The organism is Kiloniella laminariae DSM 19542 (genome assembly GCF_000374005.1).
GTDB lineage: Bacteria > Pseudomonadota > Alphaproteobacteria > Kiloniellales > Kiloniellaceae > Kiloniella > Kiloniella laminariae.
Genome location: NZ_KB893170.1, coordinates 80298 through 106478 on the forward strand (window position 1 = coordinate 80298; position 26181 = coordinate 106478).

Genomic DNA, 26181 nt, shown 5'->3' on the forward strand with positions numbered 1-26181 from the left:
TAGGGAAACATTGACGTTGGTCTGTGAAAGGTTTTCTGGAATCTACTCCGGAGGAGTATCTGGGGAAGTATCCGCCCTGGCGCCCATAAATGCAAATGCCAGAAACCGGAAATAAGGAAAACCGGATAAAGGAAAAGGAAGAGAGTAAACCGAGGGAGGAATACCCCGAAAGCCGGAAAAGAATCGGCCAGCCGGAGTCTCTCGAAACTCTGCCCCGTCAGCAATAAGCCACACAGCAGCGCTCAAATGATGGATTGAAACCAGCCAGACGCGCAGGACAAGCGGGAGAAAAGCTCTGGAGCCCTCCCTTGGGAAAGGGAGCCTATCAGGAGGGAGGACGGTTACGCCCTATTCGGCTGCCAGGTTCTGCATCGAGGCAAAATGCACCGCAAGATTTCGTTCCTGCTCCAGCATGTCCTTGATATCACAGCCACACTTGCCGCACTGTGGCGCGCAATCCATGGCTTTATAGACACCCGCGACAGAACAGGCGCCCAGTCCGACAGCGTTCCGGACATCTTTTTCTGTAAAACCGTTACAAAGACAAACGTACATGTTTTTCTCGCACTATGAGAATGATTTTCATCCGCGCTATAGATGTAGTGTAAATGAGAATTGATTGCAAACAAATTAACAACATTGTTATTCTTCCTCCTTGATCCTGATCAAGTCCCCGATCGGGAGCGATACCCGGAGCCAGATCAGGAAAAAGAAGATGAAGCCCCGGCGGTTTTCCGCTATGACCTTTCACAGGAAGTTTCCAGTACCTATGCTGATGCATATTCGGGTGCGTCTTCGGGTGAGCTTTTAGCCGAGCTTGCCCTGCCCCTTTCTGGCCCACCTCTACAGGAGATCTGTTTTTGTCCTTTCTTTTATCCCGTAAATCCATTGTCCCGCAGTGGATGGTCGAGCCCGCCCCTTCCAAAGACGATATCGATTACCTGCTCCAGGCTGCGGTCCGCGCGCCCGATCACGGCTGGCTCCGTCCCTGGCGTTTTCTCGTGGTCGAAGGTGCAGCCCGGAGCAAGCTCTCCGACCTCTTTGTCAGCGCGTTGCAAAAAAGAAATCCTGACGCCACCGAAGAGCAGATCGAGAAAGAGCGCAGCCGCCCTCTCTTTGCCCCGCTGGTGATCGTGGTCTGTTCGGTCATGACCGAGGAAAAGCCCGGCGTGCCGAAAAACGAACGCGTGCTTTCCGCCGGGGCCGCCGCCCAGAACATTCTGCTCGCCGCCCACGAGCGCGGTTACGGCGCGATCTGGCTGACCGGGGCTGCCGCCTATGACCCCATGGTCCGGGAGGGACTGGAGCTGGACGAAAATACCGACATCATCGGCTTCCTCTACATCGGCTCGGTCGAACGTGAGGTACGCGAGCGCGCCCGTCCAGACCCGGCCGACTACACCCGCCACTGGGGCCAGTAGCCCCCAGGGATCGCAAAAGCCGGGCCAGACCGCCGCAACGGTTTGGCCCGGCCGATCCTCTGGTCGTTGACCCTGAAAACCTGTCACCTAAATTTATCTGATACCTTTCCCCGTCAGCCCCGCGTCAGATAAGAAAGGGGTTATACAGATGTCTCGCCTCATCATTTTGTTTTACCGCATGCCTGCAGTGGTTTTTAATGCAGCGGTGATAACTGATCGCGGGACAATATAGTCTCATCCCTTCTGACACCTTTCTTCTGACATCGGGCAGGTTCTTCTATGGACAGCATTGATCTTATTTACACAGGGCTGCTTTTGATCCTGACCGGAGCCGTCGCGGGCACACTCGCAGGTCTGCTTGGCGTTGGCGGCGGAATCGTTATTGTTCCCGTGCTCTTCAACCTCTTTGGCCTTCTCGATCTTCCCGCTTCCACAGCCATGCATATGGCTGTGGGGACGTCGCTGGCGACCATCGTCCCGACCTCGCTTTCGTCCTTGCTCGCCCATCACAAAAAGGGGGCGGTTGATATTGCCCTTCTGAAAAAATGGGGTCTCGGGATTTTTGCGGGCTCTGTACTCGGGGCCTTTATCGCCGGACAGGTCAAGGGCGATGTCCTCACCGCCGTCTTTGCTGTGGTTGCGCTGCTCGTATCCCTGAACATGGTCCGCTCGGAAACCCTGACACTGAGCCCGGCACTGCCTGTAGGCTCCTGGCTCAACACAATGATTTCTCTGATAATCGGAGCATTCTCAGCCATTATGGGGATCGGGGGCGGAACCCTTTCAGTACCCGTCCTCAGTTCCTTCAGCTTCCCCATTCACAAGGCAGTCGGGACCGCATCGGCCCTGGGGCTACTCATCGCCATTCCCGGTGTGACAGGATTTATTCTCATCGGCGCGGATGTTGCGGAACGCCCGCCTTTTAGTCTGGGTTATGTCAGTCTTGTCGGCTTCTGTCTGATCTTTCCGACCACGGTGCTGTTCGCTCCTCTGGGCGCAAAGATAGCCCACAGACTCAACCGTATCTGGCTGCGCCGGACCTTTGCCCTGTTCCTCGGGCTGACATCCCTGCGGATGTTCTATACTCTGCTTGGATAAAGATCTTTCCCGGATCCCGCAGGAAAACCTGCCTGCCTACAGCCCTTTAAGGAAAGCCAGAAGCCCAATCCCGCCGCCAGCAATCACGCAGAGCAGCAGAAGCAAGATCCACAGGCTGGTTCCTTTTTTCTGAACCACAGGCGGCTCCACTCTCGGGCGTTTTCGCAAAGGGTGCCGTTCAGAGCGATCAACTTTCGGCGGGCTGTTAACCTGGCTATGTTTCGCAGCACGGTTTTCACGATCAGCAACAGTCGTCTCGAAGATCACCCGCTCCCTGCTGGAGTTCACCTCTTCATCGTAGGTTTCCTGAACAATCCGAACCGCAGCAAAGCGTTTGGTATCATACAGACGCTTGGCAGTCGAAAGCGCCATATCCTTGTCATCAAGGACACATTCCAGGACCCACCTGTTATTCTGATAAGTATCTACCTCGTATGAAACAACCTGCGACATATAACCCCTGAACCCTGTGGTGGTTTCTTATCCGTTAGCAACCTTGCGACAATTAGCCCCCCCAAACAAGCCATCAACGAAAACATCATCCGAAGAAAGTGGCATCAGGGTGCTACGGTATAATAATTTGTCCCCGCCATCTTCGCACTCGCCTCCAATACTGACAGGAACGCCGAGTTTGAGAACGCGGGGCATGAAAGCCGTTGCCTGCTTAATTAAACTCGGTTCCGGGCAGTCCAGTACAGCTGTCCCCTTAAGGAGCCCCCGCTCGGTTGGCCAGATCAGCGAACCGACATGTACAAAAACAGGATTCTCCCCTTCGTCGCCTAATGAAATCAGGAAACACCAGTCCCAATCATCCCCCAGATCATCCTGTTTGATGTCTTCCAAACCGGGCATGCTGCGCTCTTTCTTCTGTCGCTCCCAATAATCCAGCAAGCGAAAAACAAGTCGACGCTCTATCCCTGTATACTCAGCCATCAGGCAACCTTTTGTTTTCATGACAAACACACAGCGGTTTTAATATCACCATATTGGTAAATAAATCGTCAAAGCCACACGGATAGAACGAAAAACACCTTCAACTGATCTCCTGATAAACCAGTCTGAAAAGGGAAAGGAGATTGCCTCATCCAAATTTATCCCCTAAAAATGATGAAATTTCATCCCAGTGAGTAAGTAAATCTATGTCGGAAAAACCACAAATCACAATCATTGGCTTGGGCTATGTAGGGCTCCCCCTCGCCATCCATCTTGCCAAACACTACAAAGTAACCGGTTTCGACATCAATGAAGCCCGGATCGAAGAACTCCGGGAAGGGCATGACAGAACAGGAGAAATTTCTTCCCAGGATCTGCGCAACTCTACGCTTCACCTGACTTCCAGTCAGGAAGAACTCCACGGGCATGATATCCATATCGTGACGGTCCCCACCCCTGTCGACCCCAATAATCAACCAGATCTTACCCCTGTTCGAAAAGCATCAGAGACTGTTGGAACAGTGCTCAAACACGGTGATATTGTTGTTTATGAAAGCACTGTCTACCCTGGTGTTACCGAAGATATATGCGGCCCCATACTTGCCGAGATATCCGGGCTCGAATGTGGGCGGGATTTCTTTCTCGGCTACTCGCCAGAGAGAATAAATCCTGGCGACAGGGAGCACACCGTCGACCGGATAACCAAGGTTGTTGCTGGTCAAACCGCTGCTGTGGCCGAAAGCTTGCGTGAAATCTATGGCACCATGAACAATGGCAATATTTTTCTGGCAAAAAACATCAAAACCGCCGAAGCCGCAAAGGTTATTGAGAATGCGCAAAGGGATATCAACATCGCCTTTGTCAATGAAATTGCCGTGATTTTTCAAAATCTTGGCATTTCTGTTTACGATGTTCTTGAAGCTGCAGGAACCAAATGGAACTTCCTCAATTTCCAACCCGGCCTTGTGGGTGGGCATTGTATCGGCGTTGACCCCTATTACCTTGCCCACTGCGCAAAGTCATTTGGACATGATCCGAAGGTTATTCTTTCAGGACGATCGACAAATGAGGCCATGAGTGATGCTGTCAGCAATGCCATTCATCTCGCCTTGAAAACCAAAGCGCCTGACATCAAGAGCCCCAAAACACTCGTCATGGGTCTAACATTCAAAGAAGACGTTCCTGATCTGCGGAATACCAAGGTAACAGATATCGTTTCTGCTTTAACACTCTTGGGTCACCAGGTAGAGGTCCACGACCCCATGGCCGACCCTGCTGAGGCGGAGAAATTCTTCAACATCCCCCTCAAAACATCTCTGGAGAGTGAAGAACCCTACGACTGCATTATTGGAGCCGTACCTCACGCGGGATATCTGGAATTAACCGACAGCAGTATCGAACAGCTGCTAAAGCCAAATGGCCTGATCGCCGACATGAAAGGCATGTGGCGAAAAAGAGATTTTGCCTCTTCTTTCGGCTATTGGTGCCTCTAAGCTTTTACAGACCGCGCAGGACGGCCCTTGTTTAGAAGTCGTCCTGCACACCTCTGCGGGATATCTTGATGTCACGGTGAAGCCAGACCGACATCACCATCCCCAACCCCATCATGACAGTCAGCATAACAGTCCCTCCATAAGAGATAAGCGGCAGGGGAACTCCCACAACCGGGACCAGCCCCATAATCATGGCAATGTTAATAAAAACGTAGAGGAACAGGTTAAAAGTCAAGCCAATAGCCAGAAGTCTGCCATACTGGTTGCGGCTGCGCACAGCAATGGCAACGCCATAAATCATCAGCAAAAGGTAAAGGCTGAGCAGCACCAGTCCTCCAACCATACCAAATTCTTCTGCCAGCATTGTAAAGATAAAGTCAGTCTGTTTTTCCGGCAGAAAATTCAAGTGGCTTTGTGATCCCTGCAAGAAACCTTTCCCAAAAATCCCCCCCGAACCGAAGGCGATCTTGGATTGGTGAATGTGATAACCGGTCCCCAATGGATCCTGCTCCGGATCAAGAAAGGTCAAAACCCGGTTTTGCTGATAGCTATGGAGGAACTGCCAGCCTATGGGAATTGCCGCAAGCCCGGAAATAAGTACAATAACAAACTTCCAGAGACGCACCCCGGCACAAAAGAAAATTGCTCCTGATGCCAGAACCAGCATGCCCGTCGTTCCCAGGTCAGGCTGTCGCAGCACCAAGGCAGACGGGAGCAAAACCATACATAACGGCACCAGGAGAAAAGCCGGCCTGCCAATATCTTCTTGCGACACACCATGAAAATATCTGGCCAGTGCAAGAATGATCGCAATTTTCATCAACTCAGAAGGTTGCAGCTGAATAAATTTCAGATCAATCCATCGCTGCGCTCCCATACCAATACTGCCCATCACCTCAACGGCAATCAGCAACAACAGCGCAACGATATAAAACAGATAACTGACACGGAATATAAAACGGATATCAACCAAAGCAACAAGCAGCATCAGAACCATACCGATGCCGAACCTGACTGCCTGGCGCGAAGCCCAGGGATCAAAGCTCCCGTTAGCCGCAGAATAGAGCATCCCAAGCCCCATCGTCGCAATAATGCCGACCAGGAGAACCATCCCCCAATTCAATTGCCAGATTTTCTGCCCGAGAGAGATCTCCGGATTATGCCGTCCAAGATATTGTGCTCGTTGCGCCATTTCTACACGTCACCTGTGTTATCTGATCCGCTTCGGGGTTTCAAAGAGATCGCTGCAGCCCGAGCCGGGTCCCGCCGCTGTGTTTCCCTCAAGATATCCCTGGCAATCGGCCCCGCAATCGTCGAGCCGCCTCCACCGTGCTGAACCACAACCGAGCAAGCGTAACGTGGCTTATCAACCGGCGCAAAAGCAGTAAAAAGAGCATGATCACGTCTGCGCCAAGGTAAATCCTCATTTTTGAAAACACCTGCCTGACGTTCCGCCAGAGTAATCCGTCGCACCTGTGCGGTACCCGTTTTACCCGCAAGTTCCCATCCCTCTTCCTTAATCCGGTATCGATAGGCTGTTCCACGTGGATGATTGGATACAGCATCCATTCCCTGGTGGATTATTCTGATATGTTCTTCTGGTATACCCAGGTCTTCAAACTCGGAACGTGCAAAGCCATAAGCCTGCCCCCCTTCCCGATAACCTCTGGCCAGGCGCGGCACGACTTTTTTCTGCCCACTGGCCAGACGAGCAGTCATGACAGCCAACTGCAGAGGCGTCGTAAGAACAAAGCCCTGCCCAATAGAGGTAACCAGAGTTTCCCCGCCCTGCCAACTTTCTCCAATGTTGGCTTCTTTCCAGGCCTTGGTAGGAATTACACCAGGCTTCTCTCCCGGCAAATCAATTCCAACCTTCTCGCCAAGCCCCAGTCGGTTGGCCATAGCAGCTATATTGTCGACACCAATGCGGCGCGCAACATCGTAAAAATAAACATCGCAGGAATACTGCAAAGCTTCGATCATGTTGACGCGACCATGACCACCTTTCTTCCAGCAATGAAACTTCGAATTTCCCAGTTTCATAAAACCTGGACAGAAGGCTGTATGCGTATGAGCACCGATTCCTTCTTTTAAAGCAGCTAGCGCCACAGCCATCTTAAAAGTTGATCCAGGAGCATATCCCCCGGAAATACTCTTGTTGGTTAAGGGCGACAAGGGATCGTTAATCAGACTGTTCCACTGCGCAGAGCTCAAGCCAAGATTAAAAGCACTGGGGTCATAGGCCGGGACCGACCCCATAGCCAGAATGTCACCATTTTCAATATCGATCACAACACTTGCTGCCGACAGTTCGCTCATCAGTCTCTGTTGCACAAAAGTCTGTAACCCAGCGTCAATCGTCAGGATCATTTCCCGACCACTCGCGCCTTCCTTGCGACTCAGCTCCCGAATGACCCGCCCATAGGCATTGACTTCAAACTCGCTGGTGCCAGCCTGGCCACGCATTTCCTGATCATAAAATTTCTCTACCCCGTTTTTACCAATCCGGAAGTCTGGAAGCTCAAGCAAGGGATCACCAGTTAACTCGGCCTCGGACACAGCCGCAACATACCCGAGAATATGAGACATATCAGCGCCAAAGGGATAGAACCGCGTCTCTCCAACTTCAATACTCGCGCCAGGTAAATCAGCAGAATTAACTTCGATACTACTGACCTGATCCCAGCTGAGGTTGTCCTTCACCGTAACAGGTACAAAAGCTCTTTTTCGTTTTACATCCCGTAAAACCCGTTTGTAGTCATGTTCGGAAAGTTTGATCAGAAGGGATAGCGCATCAAGCGTCGCGATCAAATCCGGTGTCTGTTCCTTTACCACAACCACACGGAAATTTTGCTGATTTCCGGCAAGCTCAACACCAAAGCGATCAAGGATTTTTCCGCGCCGTGGGGGAAGCAGCCGAAGATTTACCCTGTTGTCTTCTGCAAGGGTCTTGTATTTTTCTGCTTCGATCACCTGTAGATAATACATGCGCCCGACAAGCGCGGAAAGCAGAGCAACTTTCCCGCAAGACAGCATCAGCACCCGCCGGGTAAACCCCTTGTGACGGTCCTGGTCCTCATGAACCATCGGCATAGAGAACGATCCTAACCCTTAAGAAGTGACCGCTGAATCAGAACAAACATCCATGAAAAAGCGGGATATACAGCTATTGTTGTTAAACTTTGGAAAAGTACCGGTCTGTAATCCGGGGTACCCGTTTCCAATATAAAGATCAGACACCATTGCAATGCAAGAGCAAGACTTGAAAGAACAGAAAAACTGATCCACAGCATCAAAAAAGATGCGTGAACCAACAGTCTACGCTGCCCGTTCAGCGCTATACAGAAAAAAAGTAAAATAAATGGGACAACACCCAGCAGCGAACCGGAGAGTAAATCCTGAATAACCGCCAGAACAAAAACCGCCCAAACCGGCATGAGATCAGGCCGATACAATGACCAGTAAAAAACCGAAATCAACAACAGAGATGGCATGATCGTGGCGAGATGCGGAATCTGGAGCGGCACCAGAGCCAGGATAATCAGAAGCAGTGAAATCGTAAAAGGACAGGCCGCACGGGCGACACCATCAATACGTTGCCAGAAAGAAGGGCTCACTGTGGCTCCCCGGCCCCGCTGTCTCGATAGAGGACATCCAGATTTTCTGCTAGGTTATAGTCTTCGAGGCGTAAAAATTCAATCTGTCCCCAATCCGCAAAAGGACGGACCTTTATCGCTTTTTTCTCGGCAACTGAATGAACGACACCAACAGGAAGACCTTGTGCAAATCCCCCACCATGACCAGAGGTATAGATTGTATCCCCGGGGATAATAGAGGCATCCTGATCCAGATATAACAAGGCAGGAAAAGGTGAGTTATTCCCCACCATCATAGCGCGATACCGAGCCTTGCCCACAAAGACAGGTACACGGCTGCTGATATCCGTCAGAAGTACAACACGGGCAGAGTGACGTCCGACTTCTGAAACGCGTCCTGCCAGGCCAAGCCCTGTCATTGCCGCTTGTCCTTTACGAACGCCGTCAAGGCTCCCGGCACTGATCGCAACAGAGCGAACAAACGCCCCCCCCTGATCGGCAACAATCCGTGCCGTCACGACGTCGGGCTTACTCTCTCCTGCGACATTCAGGACATCCCTCAATGCAGCATTTTCACCTTCGAGCTTGACCGCGACAAGCTGCCAACGCTTCAAAGCCTCATTCTGGCGCCGTAATTCCTCATTTTCGGATTTAAGCGCAACATAATTTTGTGCTGTTTCAATGGTATCACTGATAACAACCACTGGCCTGGTCGCGAGCTCCATCAGCGGCGCAGCCCCATCCGTCACAGCGGAACGAATGCGTTCCACACCAGGATTACCGGTTTTTGCGAGAACAATCAGCGTGATAGCAAAGACGAGAAGAACAGCATAGGCCGAGCCCTGAAGCCACGCACGAACCGGTGTGGTTACATGACTGATAGCACCAACTCTCTTGCTCAAATCCTGCTCCTGTCACAGAACTGCGGGGTGTTAACCACGCAAACCTTTGAATCTACTCTACATACTATGCCTCAAAAGGTTAAATAAAACCTTTCAATCGTCAGAGTATTTTTTATATGTATTTAATTCTGGGGTTAGTACATCTGAATAAGAACGTGCTGAAGAGTTTTCCAGTCTTCAAGGCAACGTCCTGTTCCCATAGCAACACAGCTGAGGGGATCATCCGCGATAGAAACCGGGAGCCCTGTTGAAGCACGCAAGACGTAATCAAGATTGCGCAACAAACCGCCGCCGCCAGTCAGGACAATTCCCTTGTCCACAATATCAGCAGCAAGTTCAGGGGCTGTGTGCTCAAGCGCAACCTTGACTGCCTCGACGATACCACCAACCGGCTCAGCCAGGGCCTCGGCAATCTGACGCTCAGAGATGATCAGTTCCTTCGGAACGCCGTTCATCAGATCGCGCCCCTTGATTTCCATTGTCATGCCTTCGCCATCTTCTGGCGGGCAGGCAGAACCAATTTCTTTCTTGATACGCTCAGCAGAAGCTTCACCGACCAGCAGGTTATGATTACGGCGGATATAAGCGATAATCGCTTCATCCATTTTATCACCACCAACACGTACGGACCGGGAATAGACAATTCCGCCCAGCGAGAGAACCGCGACTTCCGTCGTACCACCACCAATATCCACAACCATCGAGCCCGTTGGCTCTGTAACAGGCAGCCCGGCCCCGATCGCAGCAGCCATCGGCTCCTCGACCAGATGAACTTCACGAGCCCCTGCGCTTTCAGCTGATTCCTGAATTGCACGACGTTCAACAGCTGTCGATCCGAACGGAACACAAACAACAATTCGCGGACGCGCAAAGGAGCGACGCCCATGAACTTTGTGAATGAAGTGCTTGATCATTTCTTCCGCGACATCAAAGTCAGCGATGACCCCGTCTCTCAGAGGCCTGATAGCCTGGATATTGCCTGGTGTACGTCCAAGCATAAGCTTGGCTTCATCACCAACGGCAAGAACATGTTTCTTACCCTTTTTTTCGCCGATTGCGACAACGGAGGGTTCATTCAGAACAATCCCGCGTCCTTTTACGTACACCAAAGTGTTGGCTGTACCGAGATCAATGGCCATATCGGTAGAAAACATGCCAAACAAAGAGACCATGAATTAGCTATCCCTAAATATCAAACGTCAGAAACATACAGTAATGCAAGGGATACCCCCTCACAAAAAATCTTGCAAGGCCGCGCCCCGATATAACTGGAGAAAGTCACAGAATCCCCCCACGAGACACAAGGTCCCGATGGTCGGACACAATAACACTTTTCCCATAGAGTGAAAGCCAGAATGTAATTGGGCGGCAACTCTTTGAATATTTCAATACTATCTCGGCTAAAATAAGGCCACCCGGGCAATAAATCAGATAATTCAAATATGAACTCGGAGAAACATCACAAACGAAAAAGGCGAACCTTCCGGCTCGCCTTTTTCGTTTTTTGAAAAAAGAACAATCAGTTCTTTTCTTTATCCACCAGTTTATTAGATGCAATCCATGGCATCATCGCACGCAAGCGTGACCCGACTTCTTCAATCGGATGCTCTGCGTTAAGGCGGCGGGTTGCTTTCAGCTCTGGCTGACCAGCCTGACAGTCGAGAACAAATTTCTGGACAAAACGGCCTGACTGAATGTCAGCAAGGACCCGTTTCATTTCTGCTTTGGTTTCGTCTGTAATGATCCGTGGACCCGTTACATAATCACCAAATTCAGCAGTATTTGAGATCGAATAGCGCATGTTGGCCATGCCACCTTCATACATCAGATCAACAATCAGCTTCACTTCATGCAGACACTCAAAGTATGCCATTTCCGGCGCATAACCAGCTTCGGTCAAGGTCTCAAAGCCAGCTTTAATCAGATCGCAGAGGCCGCCACAAAGAACAACCTGCTCGCCGAAGAGATCGGTCTCGCACTCTTCGCGGAAGGAAGTTTCGATCACACCAGAGCGACCACCACCAATTGCAGAAGCATAGGAAAGAGCGATTTCCTTGGCATTACCGGAAGCATCCTGGTGTACAGCGATCAGACAGGGAACACCGCCCCCCTTGAGGTACTCACCACGAACGGTGTGTCCAGGGCCTTTTGGAGCAACCATAAACACATCAAGGTCGGGGCGAGGCTCGATCAGGTTGAAATGAATGTTCAGGCCATGAGCAAAAACGATTGCAGCGCCTTCTTTCAGGTTAGCGGCCAGATCGTCCCGATAAAGAGCCGCCTGATTTTCATCTGGGGTCAGGATCATCACTACATCAGCCCAGGCAGCTGCATCAGCAGCAGACATCACCTGGAAACCGGCAGCTTCTGCTTTTTTTGCAGAAGTAGAACCGGAGCGCAACGCAACACGTACGTCTTTAACGCCACTATCCTTGAGGTTATTGGCGTGGGCATGCCCCTGGCTACCATAACCGACAATTACAACCTTCTTGCCTTTAACAAGATTCACATCCGCATCACGGTCATAATAGACACGCATAGCTTATTCCTTCCTAACAGTAGCTTCAGCAGCTATTTCAAACAGAAAAAGTGGGTATCCATCTCGCTCAGAGCGCTTTTGCTCCGCGGGAAATCGCAACAACCCCGGTCCGACTGACATCAATCAATCCCAAAGGCTGCATTAAGTCTACAAAAACATCCAGCTTGTCACTCTTGCCAGTCAATTCAAAAACAAAATGACTATGGCTGGAATCAACAACACGGGCGCGGAAAATATCTGCAATACGCAAAGCTTCCACACGTTTGTCTCCAGCACCGGCCACTTTGATAAGAGCCAGCTCCCGCTCGACACAAGTACCTTCCTTGGTCAGATCACTGACACGGTGAACCNGGACAAGACGGCCGAGCTGGGCCTTGATTTGCTCAAGGATCTGGGCTGTACCGGACGTCACGACAGTAATACGGGAGAGACCGTGCGCAGCATCAACCTCGGTCACCGTCAAGCTCTCGATGTTATAACCGCGTCCCGAAAAGAGACCGATAACCCGGGCAAGCACACCCGGTTCGTTATCAACAAGTACCGCGATGGTACGGCTTTCAATCAGATATTCCATTGGTGCCATTGGAGGCAATCCCGAATCTATTTAAACCAAAACGAACGGCTCGCGCTCAACCAGAGCAGCAAACCAGTATCCTTCCCGGAGGGATGTTCCTAATCAGACCAGCACCATTCCTTCATCAGAAATAGGTCTCGCTGCAGAATCATCCGGCCCCAGCAACATTTCATAATGTGCAGCACCTGAAGGAATCATCGGGAAACAGTTTTCTTCCTGTGAGACAAGGCAGTCGAACAGAACAGGATGAGGACAGTCAATCATTTCCTGTATCATCCGATCAAGGTCTTCTGCTTTTTCACAGCGCATCCCGACCAACCCGAAGGACTCAGCCAGTTTCACAAAATCAGGCAAAGCATCCGAATAGCTCTCGGAATAACGGCTGCCATGCAACAACTGCTGCCACTGGCGCACCATCCCCATCCACTGATTGTTTACAATAAAAACTTTCACCGGCAGATTATATTGAGCGATGGTCGAAAGTTCCTGCATGTTCATCATGAAAGATGCTTCACCCGACACATCAATGACCAGCTCTCCCGGATGCGCCTGCTGTGCGCCAACTGCTGCTGGCAAGCCGTAGCCCATCGTTCCAAGCCCACCAGACGTCATCCATTTTTTGGGCTCTTCAAATTTGAAGTACTGGGCTGCCCACATCTGATGCTGCCCCACCTCGGTGGTGATGTAGGGTTTGCGGTCCTTGGTCAGCTCATAAAGGCGCTTGATTGCATGTTGCGGTTTGATCACAGGACCATCCTGAACATAGCTCAGGCAATCTTTGGCCTGCCATTCATTAATGCGACCCCACCAGGCTTTCATTTGTTTTTTATCAAGACTATATTTACGCTCTTTCCAAAGCGTGATCATAGCCTCAAGAACCCGTTCAGCATCACCAATAACAGGAATGTCGACCATAACATTTTTATTGATTGAGCTGGCATCGATATCGACATGAACCTTGATCGAATCTGGTGAAAACTCATCAAGACGCCCTGTTACACGATCATCAAAACGTGCCCCGATATTCATCATAACATCACAGTTATACATGGTCAGGTTGGCTTCGTATGTCCCATGCATACCCAGCATCCCCAGAAACTGTTTGTCACTGCCCGGAAAGGCACCCAACCCCATAAGGGTTGTTGTACAAGGAGCACCCGTCAGATGGATAAACTCAGTCAAAAGCTCGGTTGCCCGATCGCCCGAATTGATGACGCCTCCGCCAACATAGAAAATCGGACGTTTTGATTTTGCAAGCGCCTCGACCGCTTTTTCAATCTGCTCTTCCTCGCCATCAACCTGTGGACGGTAGCTGCGGTGTTTAACCTGATCAGGCGTGAGATAGTTCTCGCTCTTGAGCTGCAGGACATCCTTGGGCAAATCAATAACAACCGGGCCAGGACGCCCATTCTGGGCAACGTAGAATGCTTCATGCATAATACGTGGCAGGTCTTCGACATTGCGAACCAGGTAGTTGTGTTTGGTACAAGGCCGGGTGATCCCGGTCGTGTCTGCTTCCTGAAAAGCATCATTGCCAATCAGATGCGTTGGAACTTGCCCGGTCAGGCAGATCAGGGGAATGGAATCCATCAGCGCATCGGTCAGACCGGTGACAGCATTGGTCGCGCCGGGACCGGATGTCACCAGTACCACACCGACCTTACCAGTAGATCTCGCATATCCTTCCGCTGCGTGCACCGCACCACCTTCCTGACGAACGAGAATGTGTTTCACTTCGTTCTGGAGAAAAAGGGCATCATAAATCGGGAGCACTGCACCGCCAGGATAGCCAAACACGGTGTCCACACCCTGGTCTTTCAGGGCTCTGATCACGATTTCCGCGCCGGTCAACTGTTCGGTCGCCATTGGTTATTCCTCTCAAACACTGGCAGTTTAATAATCTGCATCCTCGCCTCCAGAGACCAATCCTCAAGAGAAGCCGACAGGCTGTTCGAGAACAGGACCGCCGAACGAGTTTGCGAGCGCGAAAGCTAGCCTCTTAATTTATGAGGGTCAAGCCGCTTTGGCGAATAAAATTAAAAAATTCACCCCTTAAACTTTCCGAATATTTCTCATTTATGATTTTTGCGTCACTATATTGTGTTCTTATCCAGGTCATTTGGCGTTTTGCATAACGACGCGTGCTTTGTTGCGCCTGCGAGATTGCCTCACTTCTGGACAGGGTTCCAGCAAGATAACTGGCCAGTTCCGGCACCCCCAGCGCCTTCATCAATGGCAAACTCGGATCAAGCTCCTGCTTGACCAGCGCCTCGACCTCTTCAAGCGCCCCCTGGTCCAGCATCAGCTCAAGACGTTTATTACAGTTATCATAGAGTTCTTCTCGTGGGGGGATCATAGCGAACCGAATAAAATTATACTCCGGTACAGACTCCTGCGCATCCTGTTGCCATGCGAGAATAGATCTCCCGGTATAAGAGACGACTTCCCAGGCTCTCACCAAACGCTGACTATCTCCCGGAGGAAGTCTCTGAGCCATTGCCGGATCAAGTGTGGCCAACAGTGATCGGAATGCCTCCCCTCCCATCTGCGCCAGCTTTTCTCGCCCCTGAAGCCTGACCGTTTCGGGGATAGCGGGAATACGGGCAATCCCTTTCTCCAAGGCGCGAATATAAAGCCCGGTCCCGCCAACGAGAACTGGAACTTTTCCCGCTTTATGAAGTTTTTCGATTTCCTGGATCGCAAGCCCCCGCCACTGCTCAGCCGAGCAACGCACAGCGCCGGAGAGTACGCCGTATAGGTGATGCGGAACCCGCGCAAGTGCAGCCTGATCCGGACGCGCAGTCAAAACATCCAGCTCTTGATAGATCTGCATTGAGTCCGCGTTGATAATTTCACCACCGAGCTTTAATGCCGCCTCGACAGCCAAAGCAGATTTTCCACTTGCTGTCGGCCCGGTAATAACGACCACGGGAGGCTTGTCATTGATCACGAGTGTTTTCTCTGCTTTAACATTCATTCCTAGCTTCCTACTATAGCGCAGGCTAAAGAGCCACAAAACAAATCAGCATCAGAGGACACAGTTCCATGCGTCTTGTCGCCACCCTCGTCGGTCCAGCAGCCGGGTCACTCGTTGACCATTCTCTCATCCAGTCCCTTTCACGCTGTCTTGTGACCCACGGCGCTATACTTGAAGCTGAAGACTGGCTGTCAGAAGGGGAGGCCTGTGATATCTTCCTTGATGCTCAGGAAATACAGGCAACCAAAGAGCTGTTGTCAACAGAGTTGCTCGGCACCGGAATTGATTTTGCCGTGCAGTCTCCGGCTGGACGCCGCAAGGGCCTGCTGGTCGCTGATATGGAATCCACAATCATCCCGCAAGAAATGATTGATGAACTCGCTCTCAGGCAGGGAATTGGCGAGGAAATTGCCGTTATCACGCACAAATCCATGCGTGGTGAGTTGAATTTTGAAGCCTCCTTGCGCGAACGTGTCGCCTTGCTCAAGGGGATCGATGAAACAGAACTTGCCAAACTGTCCGGCCTGATGACCCTTAACCCCGGCGCTGATATCCTTGTCAGAACCATGAAAAAACACGGTGCCTATACCGCACTGGTTTCAGGTGGCTTTACCTATTTCACGTCACAAATAAAAGATCTCTGCCATTTTGATGAAGACAGGGCAAATACCCTGTTGATCGAAAATGGTCGTCTTTCGGGACAGGTCAGCGAACCGATCCTGGGACGGGAAGCCAAACTGGAAGCAACGCAAGATCTGGCCAGCAAGCTGAACATCACCCTGTCAAATGTCTGTGCTATCGGCGATGGTGCAAACGATCTCGACATGCTCTCGACTGTTGGCATGGGGATCGGCTATCACAGCAAACCGATTGTGCAGAAAACAGCAGCTTTCCTGATCAATCACACGGATCATCAGGCCGCGCTGTTTTACCAGGGTTATCGACGAGAAGATTTTTGCTGAAATAAATACAGCCCTTCCCTAAAGACAAAATAAAAGGGGTGCATGGATCGGCACCCCTTTTATGCATTCTAACGCAAGTGCGGCTAACGCAAGTGCGGCTAACGCAAGTGCGGTTTAGTTTGCCTTACGAATCAAGTTTGACAGCGACCCACTGGTATTCGCCCTGGCGGAAAACCAGAAGTGTCACAACACGAAAACCGGCTTCCTTGGCCCGTGTCACAAGTGAAGCAACCTGATCCGGCTTGCTCACCTCTTCCTGATCAACCTCGACAATAACATCACCTGGACGCAGGTTTTTCTCGGCGGCACTGCTGTTCTGCACCACATCTGTGATAACCACGCCCTTGGAAATGTCACCGATCTGGAAGCGTTCACGAACATCATCATTCAGCGTCCCCAGAAACAATCCGAGGTCTTCGACCTTGTCTGATTTTGGCGTCTCTTCAACCTGACCGGAAGGAGCAACAGCCGCGACCACATCATCGCTCAGCTTGCCGAGATCCACCTGCAGGGTTTTCCGTTCCCCTTTGCGCCAGACAACAACATCAACCTCACGACCAATTGGTGTTTCGGCAACCATGCGCGGCAGCTTGCGCATTTCAGGAACTTTTCGGCCATTGAATTCGAGAATAACATCGCCCTGGAGGATACCCGCTTTTTCGGCAGGGCCATCTTTGGCAACAGAGGCAACCAGGGCCCCCGAAGCTTCATCAAGACGTAATCCTTCGGCCAGTTCTTCAGTCACGGTCTGGATGTGCACACCCAACCAGCCCCGCTTGACTTCTCCGCTTTCCCGCAACTGCTGGATCACGTGTTCTGCCATGGCAGAAGGAATAGCAAAGCCAATACCGATTGACCCTCCGGAAGGAGAGTAGATCGCGGTATTCACCCCGATAACCTGACCATCCATATTGAACAGGGGGCCACCCGAGTTGCCCCGGTTTATTGCGGCATCTGTCTGGATGAAGTCATCATAGGGACCAGAGTTAATATCGCGGGCACGGGCAGAAATAATACCAGCAGAGACAGAGCCTCCCAAGCCGAAGGGGTTTCCGATTGCAACAACCCAGTCACCAATTCGCGACTTATCAGAATCGCCCCATTTGGTAGCGGGCAGCTCCAATTCTGTATCAACTTTCAAAAGCGCCAGATCGGTTTTTTCATCGCTTCCGACAATCTTGGCATCAAGAACAGCTCCGTCATGCATACGCACAGTGACCGCATCTGCACCTTCGATCACATGGTGGTTTGTGACAATATATCCGCTCGCGTCAATGATAAAACCTGATCCCTGAGCTCCGCCTGGACGGGGTTGTTGCGGTTGCCCTCCACCGCGACGTTCAAGAAAATCCCGGAAAAATTCTTCAAAATTTTCGCCCTGAGGTATCTGTTCACCACCATCGGCACGTTCATCAGGCACAACATTCTGGGTCGTCACAACATTGACAACTGACGGCAAGAGCTCTTCTGCCAGATCAGCAAAGCTTTCCGGTGCTGAACGGGCCTGAACCGCGAATGACAGACACACAAACCCAAGCGCCACGGCAGAACCGACAAGCCACTGGGCCAAAGGTTGATAGGAAGATCGATCTGCCATCGCGACACAGGACTGTCCCTGTGTCTGACGATCTCTCCGTCTCGCTCTTACATTCATTTGTGTTCTCTCCAATGCTCTTCTCGCCTTGTGGCGATCAACAATAAATCTGGGCACGATCTTGTGAAGATCAAGAAGCCTCATTTTTCAAGGCTGCGCGACGAAAGGGGCGTAATTGTGACCTTCTGGTGACAATCAACCGGACAAAGTCATACCGTTTTAAGGAACCAGACCAGGCCAACACCGATCACGGCGCAGATCAGACCACCCCGACGGAGATTTTCAGGAGGCATCTCGTCCAACAGTGTAAGTACTTGCCTTACACGATGGGGGAAAAGTGCCAGAAAAATTCCTTCTATCACCAATACCAGGGCGAGCGCTGTCAAAAAATCCGTCATTTAAACCCTGTATATCAAATAACCTGATCGGTTATTCCTGTTGTTTCTGGGATACCATAAAAAGAAACGGCGACGCCAGTAAAGACATCGCCGTTTTTTGCCTAAAAGGTATATATCCGAAACAATACCTTTTGAAAGTTACTCATCAAAGACTACTTCGGGTTGACCCCGTTGAAGAACTCGAAGAAATCACTGTCAGGAGAGAGAACCATATAGGTTCCTTTATCAAGTGATGCTTCATAGGCCTGCATGGAGCGGTAGAATTTGAAAAACTCAGGATCCTGACCATAGGCATCGTTGAGGATTTTGGTCAGTGCCGCATCCCCTTGACCACGAAGGATCTCGGACTCTTTCTTGGCTTCGGCTGTAATAACCGTCGCTTCACGATCCGCAGTCGATTTGATCCGCTGGGCCTGCTCGAAACCCTGAGCCCGGAACTCGGCAGCTTCTCTTTCACGTTCAGTCTTCATCCGGTTGAACACCGCCTGACTGGTCTGGTTTGGCAAATCAGCACGGCGAATACGAATATCCACCACATCAATACCAAAACGTTTAGCCTGGGTGTTCACATGCCGCAGCACGTTCTGCATAAAGATATTTCTTTCCTGAGAAAGAACCGTGCTCAAAGTTGCTTTACCAAGTTCACCACGCAGGCCAGCGTTGATGATTGTTCCCAAACGGGCCCGGGCACCCTCTTCAGACCGCACGGTCGTGAAAAATGCCAGCGGGTCTTCAATGCGATAGCGCGCAAAGGTATCAACCAGCAGAGGTTTCTGGTCTGAGAGGATCATACGTTCTACTGGAGGGTCCAGGTTCAGAACGCGTTTTTCATATTTCTGCACATCCTGCCAGGGCAGTTTGAAATAGAGGCCAGGGCTCTGGATGGTTTTCTGGGGATTACCGAATTCCAGAACCATCGCCTGTTCATGAGGGAAAATTGTAAAGAGACTCATGCTTGAGACAAAAGCGCTCAAAAGCAGTGCAGCACCAATACCGAGAGTAATTTTGTTATTCATATTCCTGTTCTCCCGCGCTTACTGGCTGTTCTTACGAAGTTCATTGAGCGGCAGGTAAGGAAGAACATTACTTTCACCTGTACCGAGGATAACCTTGTCCGTGTTCTGGAAAACTTTTTGCATGGTCTCCAGATACATCCGCCGTTTGGTCACTTCCGGATTCTGTTTATATTCCTTATAGACAGAAAGGAAACGATCCGCTTCACCAGTCGCTTCATTCAGCAACCGCTCTTTATAAGCTTCAGCTTCCTGGATTTGCTTCTGAGCTTCACCACGGGCACGAGGCAGAATATCATTGCGATAGCGGTCAGCTTCATTACGAGCACGATCCCGGTCCTGCAAGGACCGCTGAACATCATCGAAAGCATCAATAACAGCTTCAGGTGGCTGGACGTTCTGCAACTGAACTTCAGTAATCAGAATACCGGCTTCATACTGATCAAGAATGGACTGCAGAAGAACCCGGGTCTCAGTCTGAATTTTATCACGAGCTTCGGTCAAGGCCGGTTGAATATCAGTCTGCCCAATAATTTCACGCAGGGCGGATTCAGCTGCAATTTTAACTGTTGCTTCCTGATCCCTGATGTTGAAAAGAAATTTTCCCGGCTCTGCGATTTTCCACTGAAGGGTCAGATCAATATCAATGATATTCTGGTCCCCGGTCAGCATCAGACTCTCTTCCGGGACATCCCGTTTGGTCAAACGACCGCCAGTGTTGGAAGAGGAGAAACCAATATTGATCTGATGAATGGTTGTAACCTCGGGGGTCATAACCGTTTCAATCGGATAGGGTAGATGCCAGTTCAGACCAGCCTCTGTTGTTTTGGTCCACTGACCAAAACGTAGGACGATCCCCTGTTCGTTCGGCTGCACCCGGTAAAAACCGGAGCCAAGCCAGAAGAGCAATACAACAGCCAGAATAAAGACAAAGCCTTTACCACTGAAGTTACCGCCACCCGGGATCATTTCTTTCATCCGATCCTGGCTTTTGCGTATCATGTCTTCTATGTCCGGTGGACGATGTCCACCACCATTACCGCCGCCACTGCCGCTGCCCCATGGACCACCGCCGCCAGAACCTTTATTTTCCCAAGGCATCTATTTTCCCTGTGTTAAACATTTTAAGAGTACAACCGAAATTTGCCTGAATCTGTCACTAAAAGCACCTGCTTTTCAAGCGTTCATTCGCAGAAAAACCCACAAATCCGCTCCGGTGTGCGTCAATTTCACCTTATCTTTGTCATGGACCCTACCATATAAAGGGGGCATAACACTTTATAACCAGTCAGGAACAAAATTAACAGTACCTGCACATATTGTCCAAGTTATGGGGAATTCAAGGATGAGTCGCATTACGGAACAAGAAATTCTCACGGTTCTAGGTACAATTATCGAACCGGAAAGCAAAAAAGACATTGTTACACTCGGCATGATCTCCGGCCTGGTAGTCAAGGAAGGCAATGTCGGTTTTTCCATCGAAATCGATCCTGCCCGTGCTGCAGACATGGAAATTCTCCGCAAATCGGCTGAAAAAGCTGTCCATGCCCTGCCCGGTGTACTTTCCGTAAGCGCAATCTTGACTGCCCATAATCAGGCAGCCCAAAATAAACCTGCAGAGACCCCGTCAAAACCAAAAGCAGCAGCTGGGGCCAAACTACAGATAGAGGGCATTAAGCACATCATCGCCATCGCAAGTGGCAAAGGCGGCGTTGGCAAATCGACAACCGCAATCAATCTTGCATTATCCCTTGCAAAAAAGGGATTAAAAATCGGCCTGATGGATGCCGACATTTATGGGCCGTCTCAACCCCGCATGATGGGCATTACTGGTCGCCCCTCTTCCCCAGACGGAAAGACACTGTTGCCAATGGAACGCCACGGTATCAAATGTATGTCTGTCGGCTTCCTCGTCGCGGAAGATACGCCGATGATCTGGCGTGGCCCCATGGTCCAAAGCGCTTTGACACAGATGCTGAGGGATGTTGTCTGGGGTGATCTTGACCTGCTTGTGGTTGACATGCCCCCCGGCACAGGCGATGCCCAGCTGACCATGGCCCAGCAGGTCCCTCTGGATGGCGCGGTGATCGTCTCCACGCCACAGGACATTGCCCTGCTGGATGCCCGCAAGGGCCTCAACATGTTCCGAAAAGTTGATGTCCCGGTCCTGGGTATCATTGAAAACATGAGTGTCTACATCTGTCCGAATTGCGGTCATGAGGCTCATATTTTTGGGCACCATGGTGCCCGCAAGGAAGCCGAGAACCTTGGCTGCGCCTTCCTAGGTGAAATGCCTCTGCATCTCGAGATCAGAACCACCAGTGACGAGGGCGAGCCGATTGTTGTTTCCTCCCCTGATAGTGAGCACAGTAAACGTTATGCTGCCATTGCAGATGGCGTCTGGGAAAGTCTGAAAAACTCAGGCAGAAAATCACCTTCGATCTCTATGGAATAAATTCACTACAGCACTGATCAAAGCCGTCATCTGTAGATAACAGGCCGATAGAAGATTAAGGACAGCAAGCAGGCTTTCTGATCTTCTGTCGGCCTTTTGTCTTGTTAACCACACTTGAGAAAGTGTCACTCGCATTATAGGAAGCATGATTTGGGAATAGCCCGTTTTCGATATAGTCTTGGAAGAGACAAACTCGCGAGACTAAAGTCCCATGGTCACTCCTTCTTTAACCTCTCTGTTTTTGCTGCTCTTTCTGGGAAGGCTATTCTTGGCCATCCAACCGGCAGCAGCTTTGGACCAACCTCCCGCTCCCTTCCCGTCCCTCCCGGGAAAACAGGACAAACCAGCGATCGCGGTTGATCTCGAGCTGGTATTGGCAGTTGATGTATCCCACAGCGTTGATGGTTACGAGGCCAGTCTTCAGCGCCAGGGATATATTGATGCCCTGCGCGATCCCGCTGTCATAGAAGCCATTATTTCGGGTTCAAGAGGTCGTGTTGCCGTAACCTATATTGAATGGGCGGGAAGCAGGTACCAACATACGGTTATTGGATGGTCTTTACTTGATGGTCGCGAAAGTGCCTGGGCATTCTCCGACGCTTTGGCATCACGACCTATCACCTCGGCACCTTCAACCTCAATCAGCAGCATCATTGATGTGGCAATAGTTTCGCTCTTCGGAAATGCTTATCTGGGAGAACGCTTGGTAATAGATATATCCGGGGACGGTCCGAATAGTGATGGGCGACAGGTGCGCGAAGCCCGGGATGATGCTATCGCCCTGGGCATTACCATTAATGGGCTGCCCGTCCTGTCTTCCCGCCCCAATCCAAACGGCCTTGGCCCACCTTCTGCCTGGCTGGATGCCTATTACATCAAGAATGTTATTGGTGGAACGAACGCCTTCTTGATGGAAGTAATAGAATTCGAAAACTTCGGACCTGCACTGAAGGAAAAACTGAAGCGGGAAATCAGCGGCTCAACCGAGATTTCCCTTTCTGTCGAACCTTCTGACTATAGTCCGCAACAGGTTCCTAACAAATAGGGCCCAACTAGCGCCCCGCATCCGTTTTACGATCAAGTATTACAAAAGCATGGCCTGGAACAGCAGCTTCAGTTGGACGGCTTTCGCGAAAATGTTCAACCCAGTCCTGTGAGTCCGTTGCCGGAAAGAAAGTATCAGCCTCGGGAGACAGATCTATTTCGGTGATATAAAGACGATCCACCAAGCTAATGGCCTGTTGATAGATCTGGGCCCCCCCAATAATCATAATCTCGTCACCACCAAGAAATTCAGCATCCTCTTCACCGCGCTTAAGTGCGTCATCCAGACTGGAACAAACAGTCACACCTTCGGCAGAAAAGCTGCTGTCTCGTGTAACAACAATGTTTGGCCGGCCAGGCAAGGGACGGCCAATTGACTGAAAGGTTTTTCGGCCCATAATCACAGGCTTCCCCAAAGTCTGGGCTTTGAAAAACTTCAAGTCCTCAGGAATATGCCAGGGCATGGCATTATCTTTGCCAATGGCCAGGTTTTTGCCGTGTGCGACAATCAGGGAAATTATTGTCATTGGTTTCCTAACAGACTATGAAACAGATTAACAGAAAACAGACGATCCAGGTAAAGCCTGCTCACAAGCAGCAAAGCCGCTGGTCAAGCAGGATCAAAATATCCTAAGATGCCGACCAGTCAGGACATAGTGATTGCATCATAAAAAGCCAAACATAAAAACGGAAGTCTAAAACCGAATGGCCGAAACATCTACCAAATCAAATGGCTTCAAGCGCCAGACCATTACAGAAGCTGTTGCCGAAGCTCTGAGAGAAGAGATCCTTACCGGACAGCAAAAAGAAGGGGTCCAGCTCCGTCAGGATGCAATTGCGACACGGTTCAACGTCAGCAGAATTCCTGTTCGCGAGGCCCTGCGCCAGCTTGAAGCTGAAGGACTGGTGACGTTCTATCCTCATAAGGGGGCTGTTGTATCCGTTCTTTCACGTACAGAAATCTGCGAACTTTTTGACATCAGAAGGTTACTTGAGAGTGATCTTCTCAAACGCGCCATCCCAAAAATGTCGAGCGAAGTTCTTGATGAGGCCGAGAATATTCTCAAACGATATGATCTCGCTCTGGAAAACGGCGAAGTCGCCCTGTGGGGAGAACTTAACGCGCGTTTTCACCATATTTTGTATGTTGCAGCTGATCGCCCCAAGACTCTGGCTATTGTTCAGAACTTGCACAACAACATAGATCGTTACCTGCGCATTCAACTCAGCAATGCCGGTGCCCGCTCAAAAGCCAGAGATGACCACTGGAAGATCTATAACTACTGTAAAGAAGGCCAGATTGAAGAAGCAACCAGTCTTCTGGATCAACACATCCAGAACGGGTGCGAGAACCTCATTACTTTTCTTGATTCGCAGATCCATTCAGAATAAGCCCGACTTTCTATCCGCTTTTATGAGATCCTGATCTTTTCCCGTTAACTCGAGAATGCTCATTGGCAGAAAATTTCATTTGCCAAATATTTTTGTATACAATATCCAATCAAAGATTATACTGTCGCTTCAAACAACCAATGTTCATCAGTTAGCTGTAAAAAACAGGAAGCCCCCTCCAGAAAACACCCGTTAAACACACCGCTGTTTTGCGATATATCTGGTCGATCATTCCAGTCTATTCAACAGCCCTGACGAACCCGCACCGCTCGTGCTTGTACAACAGGCGCTCACTCATCTGCATTACCCGGCGCTGCTCGCCGACGGGAGACTGACTTTGAAAAAAAACTACATCGACGGCCAATATATCGAAGGTGCCACAGCTCGCGAAAACATCAACCCTTCCGATATCTCTGAAGTTGTAGGGCTTTATAGCCAGGCTGATGCAGCCCAGGCCAGAGCGGCAATCGACGTTGCACATTCAGCAGCAGAAGGTTGGGCAAAATCAACACCACAGCAACGCTTTGATGTGCTCGACGCCATCGGAACCGAACTTCTGGCACGCAAAGCCGAACTGGGAGAGCTTCTCTCACGTGAAGAAGGCAAAACCCTGCCGGAGGGGATCGGTGAAACCGCCCGCGCCGGACAGATATTCAAGTTCTTTGCCGGTGAAGCCTTGCGGTTAAAAGGCGACAAGCTCGCGTCAGTACGTCCCGGTGTTGATGTTGAGGTTGTACGTGAGGCCCTGGGTGTTATTGGCATCATCACCCCCTGGAATTTCCCCATTGCCATTCCCGCCTGGAAAATTGCTCCTGCGCTTTGTTATGGCAACGCCGTTGTTTTCAAACCCGCAGATCTGGTCCCCGGTTGCGGATGGGCTCTTGCAGACATTATCGCCCGCTCAGGTCTGCCCAAAGGTGTGTTCAACCTGGTGATGGGACGTGGTTCTGTTGTTGGCGAAGAAATTCTGACCAATCGTAAAGTCAGAGGCGTTACCTTTACGGGTTCGGTTGCAACCGGCCAACATGTCGCAGCGACCTGTGCTGGCCGTCTGGCCAAATTTCAGCTTGAAATGGGCGGCAAAAATCCGCTTGTGGTTCTGGACGATGCCGATCTCGACAGTGCTGTAGAAACCGCCGTACAGGGGGCATTCTTTTCAACAGGGCAGCGCTGCACCGCCTCATCCCGCCTGATCATTACCGAAGGCATTCACGATCGTTTTGTTGCGGGCGTAATCAAACGCCTTGAAGGGTTGAAAGTTGATCATGCCCTGAGTGATGGCGTGCACATCGGACCTGTGGTGGATGACAGCCAGCTTGCACAGGACCTTGAATATATCCGCGTCGGACAATCCGAAGGAGCAAAACTCGCTTTTGGTGGCCAACTGCTAGAGCGTGCAACCAAAGGGTTCTATCTTTCCCCGGCACTCTTTACCGAGACCAGCAACAGCATGCGCATCAACCGTGAAGAGATCTTCGGGCCGGTTGCCAGTGTGATCAGAGTCAAAGGTTACGAGGAAGCTCTCGCTGTGGCGAACGATACGGAATTTGGCCTCTCGTCCGGCATCTGCACCACCTCGCTCAAGTACGCAACAGATTTCAAGCGCAATGCAAAAGCGGGGATGGCGATGGTCAATTTGCCAACTGCCGGAGTTGACTATCATGTCCCCTTTGGCGGAACAAAAGGCTCAAGCTTTGGTAGTCGTGAACAGGGCAGCTATGCGGCCGAGTTCTTTACCACTGTTAAAACATCCTACACACTTGCCTAGTCTAACTCTGGACTTGGACCAG

General features: G+C 50.7%; 25 protein-coding genes. 8 read left to right on the forward strand and 17 right to left on the reverse strand.

Annotated features, from left to right (window positions below):
• Window positions 1–348 precede the first annotated feature (348 nt).
• Window positions 349–555, reverse strand: coding sequence for a (2Fe-2S)-binding protein (locus B152_RS0120455; protein ID WP_020594321.1), 207 nt, complete (start codon window positions 553–555; stop codon window positions 349–351).
• A gap of 305 nt (window positions 556–860) precedes the next feature.
• On the opposite strand from B152_RS0120455, the gene B152_RS0120460 reads away from it, so the two are divergent.
• Together B152_RS0120460 and B152_RS0120465 are read left to right on the forward strand one after the other, a co-directional pair.
• Window positions 861–1421 (forward strand): nitroreductase family protein, encoded by a 561-nt coding sequence (locus B152_RS0120460; protein ID WP_020594322.1) that lies wholly within the window; start codon window positions 861–863, stop codon window positions 1419–1421.
• Between the two features lie 279 nt (window positions 1422–1700).
• Window positions 1701–2519: a sulfite exporter TauE/SafE family protein gene (locus tag B152_RS0120465; RefSeq protein WP_020594323.1), complete on the forward strand. Its 819-nt coding sequence runs from the start codon at window positions 1701–1703 to the stop codon at window positions 2517–2519.
• A gap of 36 nt (window positions 2520–2555) precedes the next feature.
• Here the strand turns inward: B152_RS0120465 and B152_RS0120470 are convergent, their stop codons facing one another.
• On the reverse strand, window positions 2556–2972 hold the full coding sequence (locus tag B152_RS0120470) for a hypothetical protein (protein WP_020594324.1): 417 nt from the start codon (window positions 2970–2972) through the stop codon (window positions 2556–2558).
• Window positions 2973–2999: 27 nt separating this feature from the next.
• Window positions 3000–3452: a PAS domain-containing protein gene (locus tag B152_RS0120475; protein ID WP_020594325.1), complete on the reverse strand. Its 453-nt coding sequence runs from the start codon at window positions 3450–3452 to the stop codon at window positions 3000–3002.
• Between the two features lie 206 nt (window positions 3453–3658).
• Between B152_RS0120475 and B152_RS0120480 the strand changes: the two genes are divergently transcribed.
• Entirely contained in the window at window positions 3659–4945 is a 1287-nt protein-coding gene (locus tag B152_RS0120480; RefSeq protein WP_020594326.1) for a nucleotide sugar dehydrogenase, read from the forward strand.
• A gap of 31 nt (window positions 4946–4976) precedes the next feature.
• On the opposite strand, the gene rodA is transcribed toward B152_RS0120480, so the two are convergent.
• The 9 genes from rodA to miaA all read right to left on the reverse strand — a co-directional run bounded on the left by rodA (window position 4977) and on the right by miaA (window position 15533).
• Window positions 4977–6137 (reverse strand): rod shape-determining protein RodA, encoded by a 1161-nt coding sequence (gene rodA / locus B152_RS0120485; RefSeq protein ID WP_026261756.1) that lies wholly within the window; start codon window positions 6135–6137, stop codon window positions 4977–4979.
• Between the two features lie 2 nt (window positions 6138–6139).
• Window positions 6140–8038: a penicillin-binding protein 2 gene (gene mrdA / locus B152_RS0120490; protein WP_020594328.1), complete on the reverse strand. Its 1899-nt coding sequence runs from the start codon at window positions 8036–8038 to the stop codon at window positions 6140–6142.
• An 11-nt stretch (window positions 8039–8049) separates the two neighbouring features.
• Entirely contained in the window at window positions 8050–8562 is a 513-nt protein-coding gene (gene mreD / locus B152_RS0120495) for a rod shape-determining protein MreD (protein WP_020594329.1), read from the reverse strand.
• The gene (gene mreC, locus B152_RS24575; protein ID WP_020594330.1) at window positions 8559–9443 is read right to left on the reverse strand and encodes a rod shape-determining protein MreC; all 885 of its coding nucleotides are present in this window, start codon (window positions 9441–9443) and stop codon (window positions 8559–8561) included. The genes mreD and mreC overlap by 4 nt, the downstream gene beginning before the upstream one ends.
• Window positions 9444–9577: 134 nt before the next feature.
• On the reverse strand, window positions 9578–10615 hold the full coding sequence (locus tag B152_RS0120505; protein WP_020594331.1) for a rod shape-determining protein: 1038 nt from the start codon (window positions 10613–10615) through the stop codon (window positions 9578–9580).
• A gap of 347 nt (window positions 10616–10962) precedes the next feature.
• On the reverse strand, window positions 10963–11982 hold the full coding sequence (ilvC, locus tag B152_RS0120510; protein ID WP_020594332.1) for a ketol-acid reductoisomerase: 1020 nt from the start codon (window positions 11980–11982) through the stop codon (window positions 10963–10965).
• 67 nt (window positions 11983–12049) lie between these two features.
• Window positions 12050–12565 (reverse strand): acetolactate synthase small subunit, encoded by a 516-nt coding sequence (gene ilvN, locus B152_RS0120515; RefSeq protein WP_020594333.1) that lies wholly within the window; start codon window positions 12563–12565, stop codon window positions 12050–12052.
• 93 nt (window positions 12566–12658) lie between these two features.
• Window positions 12659–14422, reverse strand: a complete 1764-nt coding sequence (locus B152_RS0120520; protein ID WP_020594334.1) for an acetolactate synthase 3 large subunit — start codon at window positions 14420–14422, stop codon at window positions 12659–12661.
• A 133-nt stretch (window positions 14423–14555) separates the two neighbouring features.
• The gene (gene miaA, locus B152_RS0120525; RefSeq protein ID WP_020594335.1) at window positions 14556–15533 is read right to left on the reverse strand and encodes a tRNA (adenosine(37)-N6)-dimethylallyltransferase MiaA; all 978 of its coding nucleotides are present in this window, start codon (window positions 15531–15533) and stop codon (window positions 14556–14558) included.
• 68 nt (window positions 15534–15601) lie between these two features.
• Between miaA and serB the strand changes: the two genes are divergently transcribed.
• On the forward strand, window positions 15602–16495 hold the full coding sequence (gene serB / locus B152_RS0120530; protein ID WP_020594336.1) for a phosphoserine phosphatase SerB: 894 nt from the start codon (window positions 15602–15604) through the stop codon (window positions 16493–16495).
• A gap of 124 nt (window positions 16496–16619) precedes the next feature.
• Here the strand turns inward: serB and B152_RS0120535 are convergent, their stop codons facing one another.
• From B152_RS0120535 to hflK, 4 genes are all read right to left on the reverse strand, one after another.
• Entirely contained in the window at window positions 16620–18149 is a 1530-nt protein-coding gene (locus B152_RS0120535; protein WP_169337444.1) for a DegQ family serine endoprotease, read from the reverse strand.
• A 149-nt stretch (window positions 18150–18298) separates the two neighbouring features.
• Window positions 18299–18487 carry a DUF2065 domain-containing protein gene (locus B152_RS0120540; RefSeq protein WP_020594338.1) on the reverse strand — a complete coding sequence of 63 codons (189 nt, stop codon included), beginning with the start codon at window positions 18485–18487 and terminating at the stop codon, window positions 18299–18301.
• A gap of 152 nt (window positions 18488–18639) precedes the next feature.
• Window positions 18640–19503 (reverse strand): protease modulator HflC, encoded by an 864-nt coding sequence (hflC, locus tag B152_RS0120545; RefSeq protein WP_020594339.1) that lies wholly within the window; start codon window positions 19501–19503, stop codon window positions 18640–18642.
• Window positions 19504–19521: 18 nt separating this feature from the next.
• The gene (hflK, locus tag B152_RS0120550) at window positions 19522–20601 is read right to left on the reverse strand and encodes an FtsH protease activity modulator HflK (RefSeq protein WP_020594340.1); all 1080 of its coding nucleotides are present in this window, start codon (window positions 20599–20601) and stop codon (window positions 19522–19524) included.
• A 244-nt stretch (window positions 20602–20845) separates the two neighbouring features.
• Here hflK and apbC point away from each other — a divergent pair, with 244 nt between their 5' ends.
• On the forward strand, window positions 20846–21955 hold the full coding sequence (gene apbC, locus B152_RS0120555) for an iron-sulfur cluster carrier protein ApbC (protein ID WP_020594341.1): 1110 nt from the start codon (window positions 20846–20848) through the stop codon (window positions 21953–21955).
• 268 nt (window positions 21956–22223) lie between these two features.
• Complete coding sequence (locus tag B152_RS24580; RefSeq protein WP_157231202.1) at window positions 22224–23000, forward strand: DUF1194 domain-containing protein; 777 nt, start codon at window positions 22224–22226, stop codon at window positions 22998–23000.
• A gap of 7 nt (window positions 23001–23007) precedes the next feature.
• Here B152_RS24580 and B152_RS0120565 read toward each other — a convergent pair whose 3' ends face one another.
• Window positions 23008–23526, reverse strand: coding sequence for a dihydrofolate reductase (locus B152_RS0120565; RefSeq protein WP_020594343.1), 519 nt, complete (start codon window positions 23524–23526; stop codon window positions 23008–23010).
• 178 nt (window positions 23527–23704) lie between these two features.
• Here B152_RS0120565 and B152_RS0120570 point away from each other — a divergent pair, with 178 nt between their 5' ends.
• Both B152_RS0120570 and B152_RS0120575 read left to right on the forward strand, forming a co-directional pair.
• Window positions 23705–24391: a GntR family transcriptional regulator gene (locus tag B152_RS0120570; protein ID WP_020594344.1), complete on the forward strand. Its 687-nt coding sequence runs from the start codon at window positions 23705–23707 to the stop codon at window positions 24389–24391.
• A 337-nt stretch (window positions 24392–24728) separates the two neighbouring features.
• Entirely contained in the window at window positions 24729–26159 is a 1431-nt protein-coding gene (locus B152_RS0120575; protein WP_020594345.1) for an aldehyde dehydrogenase family protein, read from the forward strand.
• Window positions 26160–26181: the final 22 nt, after the last annotated feature.

Excerpts from the sequence above, each read along its gene's own strand:
- B152_RS0120455 (WP_020594321.1), bottom strand. The coding sequence starts at position 555 with ATGTACGTTTGTCTTTGTAACGGTTTTACAGAAAAAGATGTCCGGAAC.
- B152_RS0120465 (WP_020594323.1), top strand. The coding sequence starts at position 1,701 with ATGGACAGCATTGATCTTATTTACACAGGGCTGCTTTTGATCCTGACC.
- B152_RS0120470 (WP_020594324.1), bottom strand. The coding sequence starts at position 2,972 with ATGTCGCAGGTTGTTTCATACGAGGTAGATACTTATCAGAATAACAGG.
- B152_RS0120475 (WP_020594325.1), bottom strand. The coding sequence starts at position 3,452 with ATGGCTGAGTATACAGGGATAGAGCGTCGACTTGTTTTTCGCTTGCTG.
- B152_RS0120480 (WP_020594326.1), top strand. The coding sequence starts at position 3,659 with ATGTCGGAAAAACCACAAATCACAATCATTGGCTTGGGCTATGTAGGG.
- rodA (WP_026261756.1), bottom strand. The coding sequence starts at position 6,137 with ATGGCGCAACGAGCACAATATCTTGGACGGCATAATCCGGAGATCTCT.
- mrdA (WP_020594328.1), bottom strand. The coding sequence starts at position 8,038 with ATGCCGATGGTTCATGAGGACCAGGACCGTCACAAGGGGTTTACCCGG.
- B152_RS0120505 (WP_020594331.1), bottom strand. The coding sequence starts at position 10,615 with ATGGTCTCTTTGTTTGGCATGTTTTCTACCGATATGGCCATTGATCTC.
- ilvC (WP_020594332.1), bottom strand. The coding sequence starts at position 11,982 with ATGCGTGTCTATTATGACCGTGATGCGGATGTGAATCTTGTTAAAGGC.
- B152_RS0120520 (WP_020594334.1), bottom strand. The coding sequence starts at position 14,422 with ATGGCGACCGAACAGTTGACCGGCGCGGAAATCGTGATCAGAGCCCTG.
- miaA (WP_020594335.1), bottom strand. The coding sequence starts at position 15,533 with ATGAATGTTAAAGCAGAGAAAACACTCGTGATCAATGACAAGCCTCCC.
- serB (WP_020594336.1), top strand. The coding sequence starts at position 15,602 with ATGCGTCTTGTCGCCACCCTCGTCGGTCCAGCAGCCGGGTCACTCGTT.
- B152_RS0120535 (WP_169337444.1), bottom strand. The coding sequence starts at position 18,149 with ATGAATGTAAGAGCGAGACGGAGAGATCGTCAGACACAGGGACAGTCC.
- B152_RS0120540 (WP_020594338.1), bottom strand. The coding sequence starts at position 18,487 with ATGACGGATTTTTTGACAGCGCTCGCCCTGGTATTGGTGATAGAAGGA.
- hflC (WP_020594339.1), bottom strand. The coding sequence starts at position 19,503 with ATGAATAACAAAATTACTCTCGGTATTGGTGCTGCACTGCTTTTGAGC.
- hflK (WP_020594340.1), bottom strand. The coding sequence starts at position 20,601 with ATGCCTTGGGAAAATAAAGGTTCTGGCGGCGGTGGTCCATGGGGCAGC.
- apbC (WP_020594341.1), top strand. The coding sequence starts at position 20,846 with ATGAGTCGCATTACGGAACAAGAAATTCTCACGGTTCTAGGTACAATT.
- B152_RS0120565 (WP_020594343.1), bottom strand. The coding sequence starts at position 23,526 with ATGACAATAATTTCCCTGATTGTCGCACACGGCAAAAACCTGGCCATT.
- B152_RS0120570 (WP_020594344.1), top strand. The coding sequence starts at position 23,705 with ATGGCCGAAACATCTACCAAATCAAATGGCTTCAAGCGCCAGACCATT.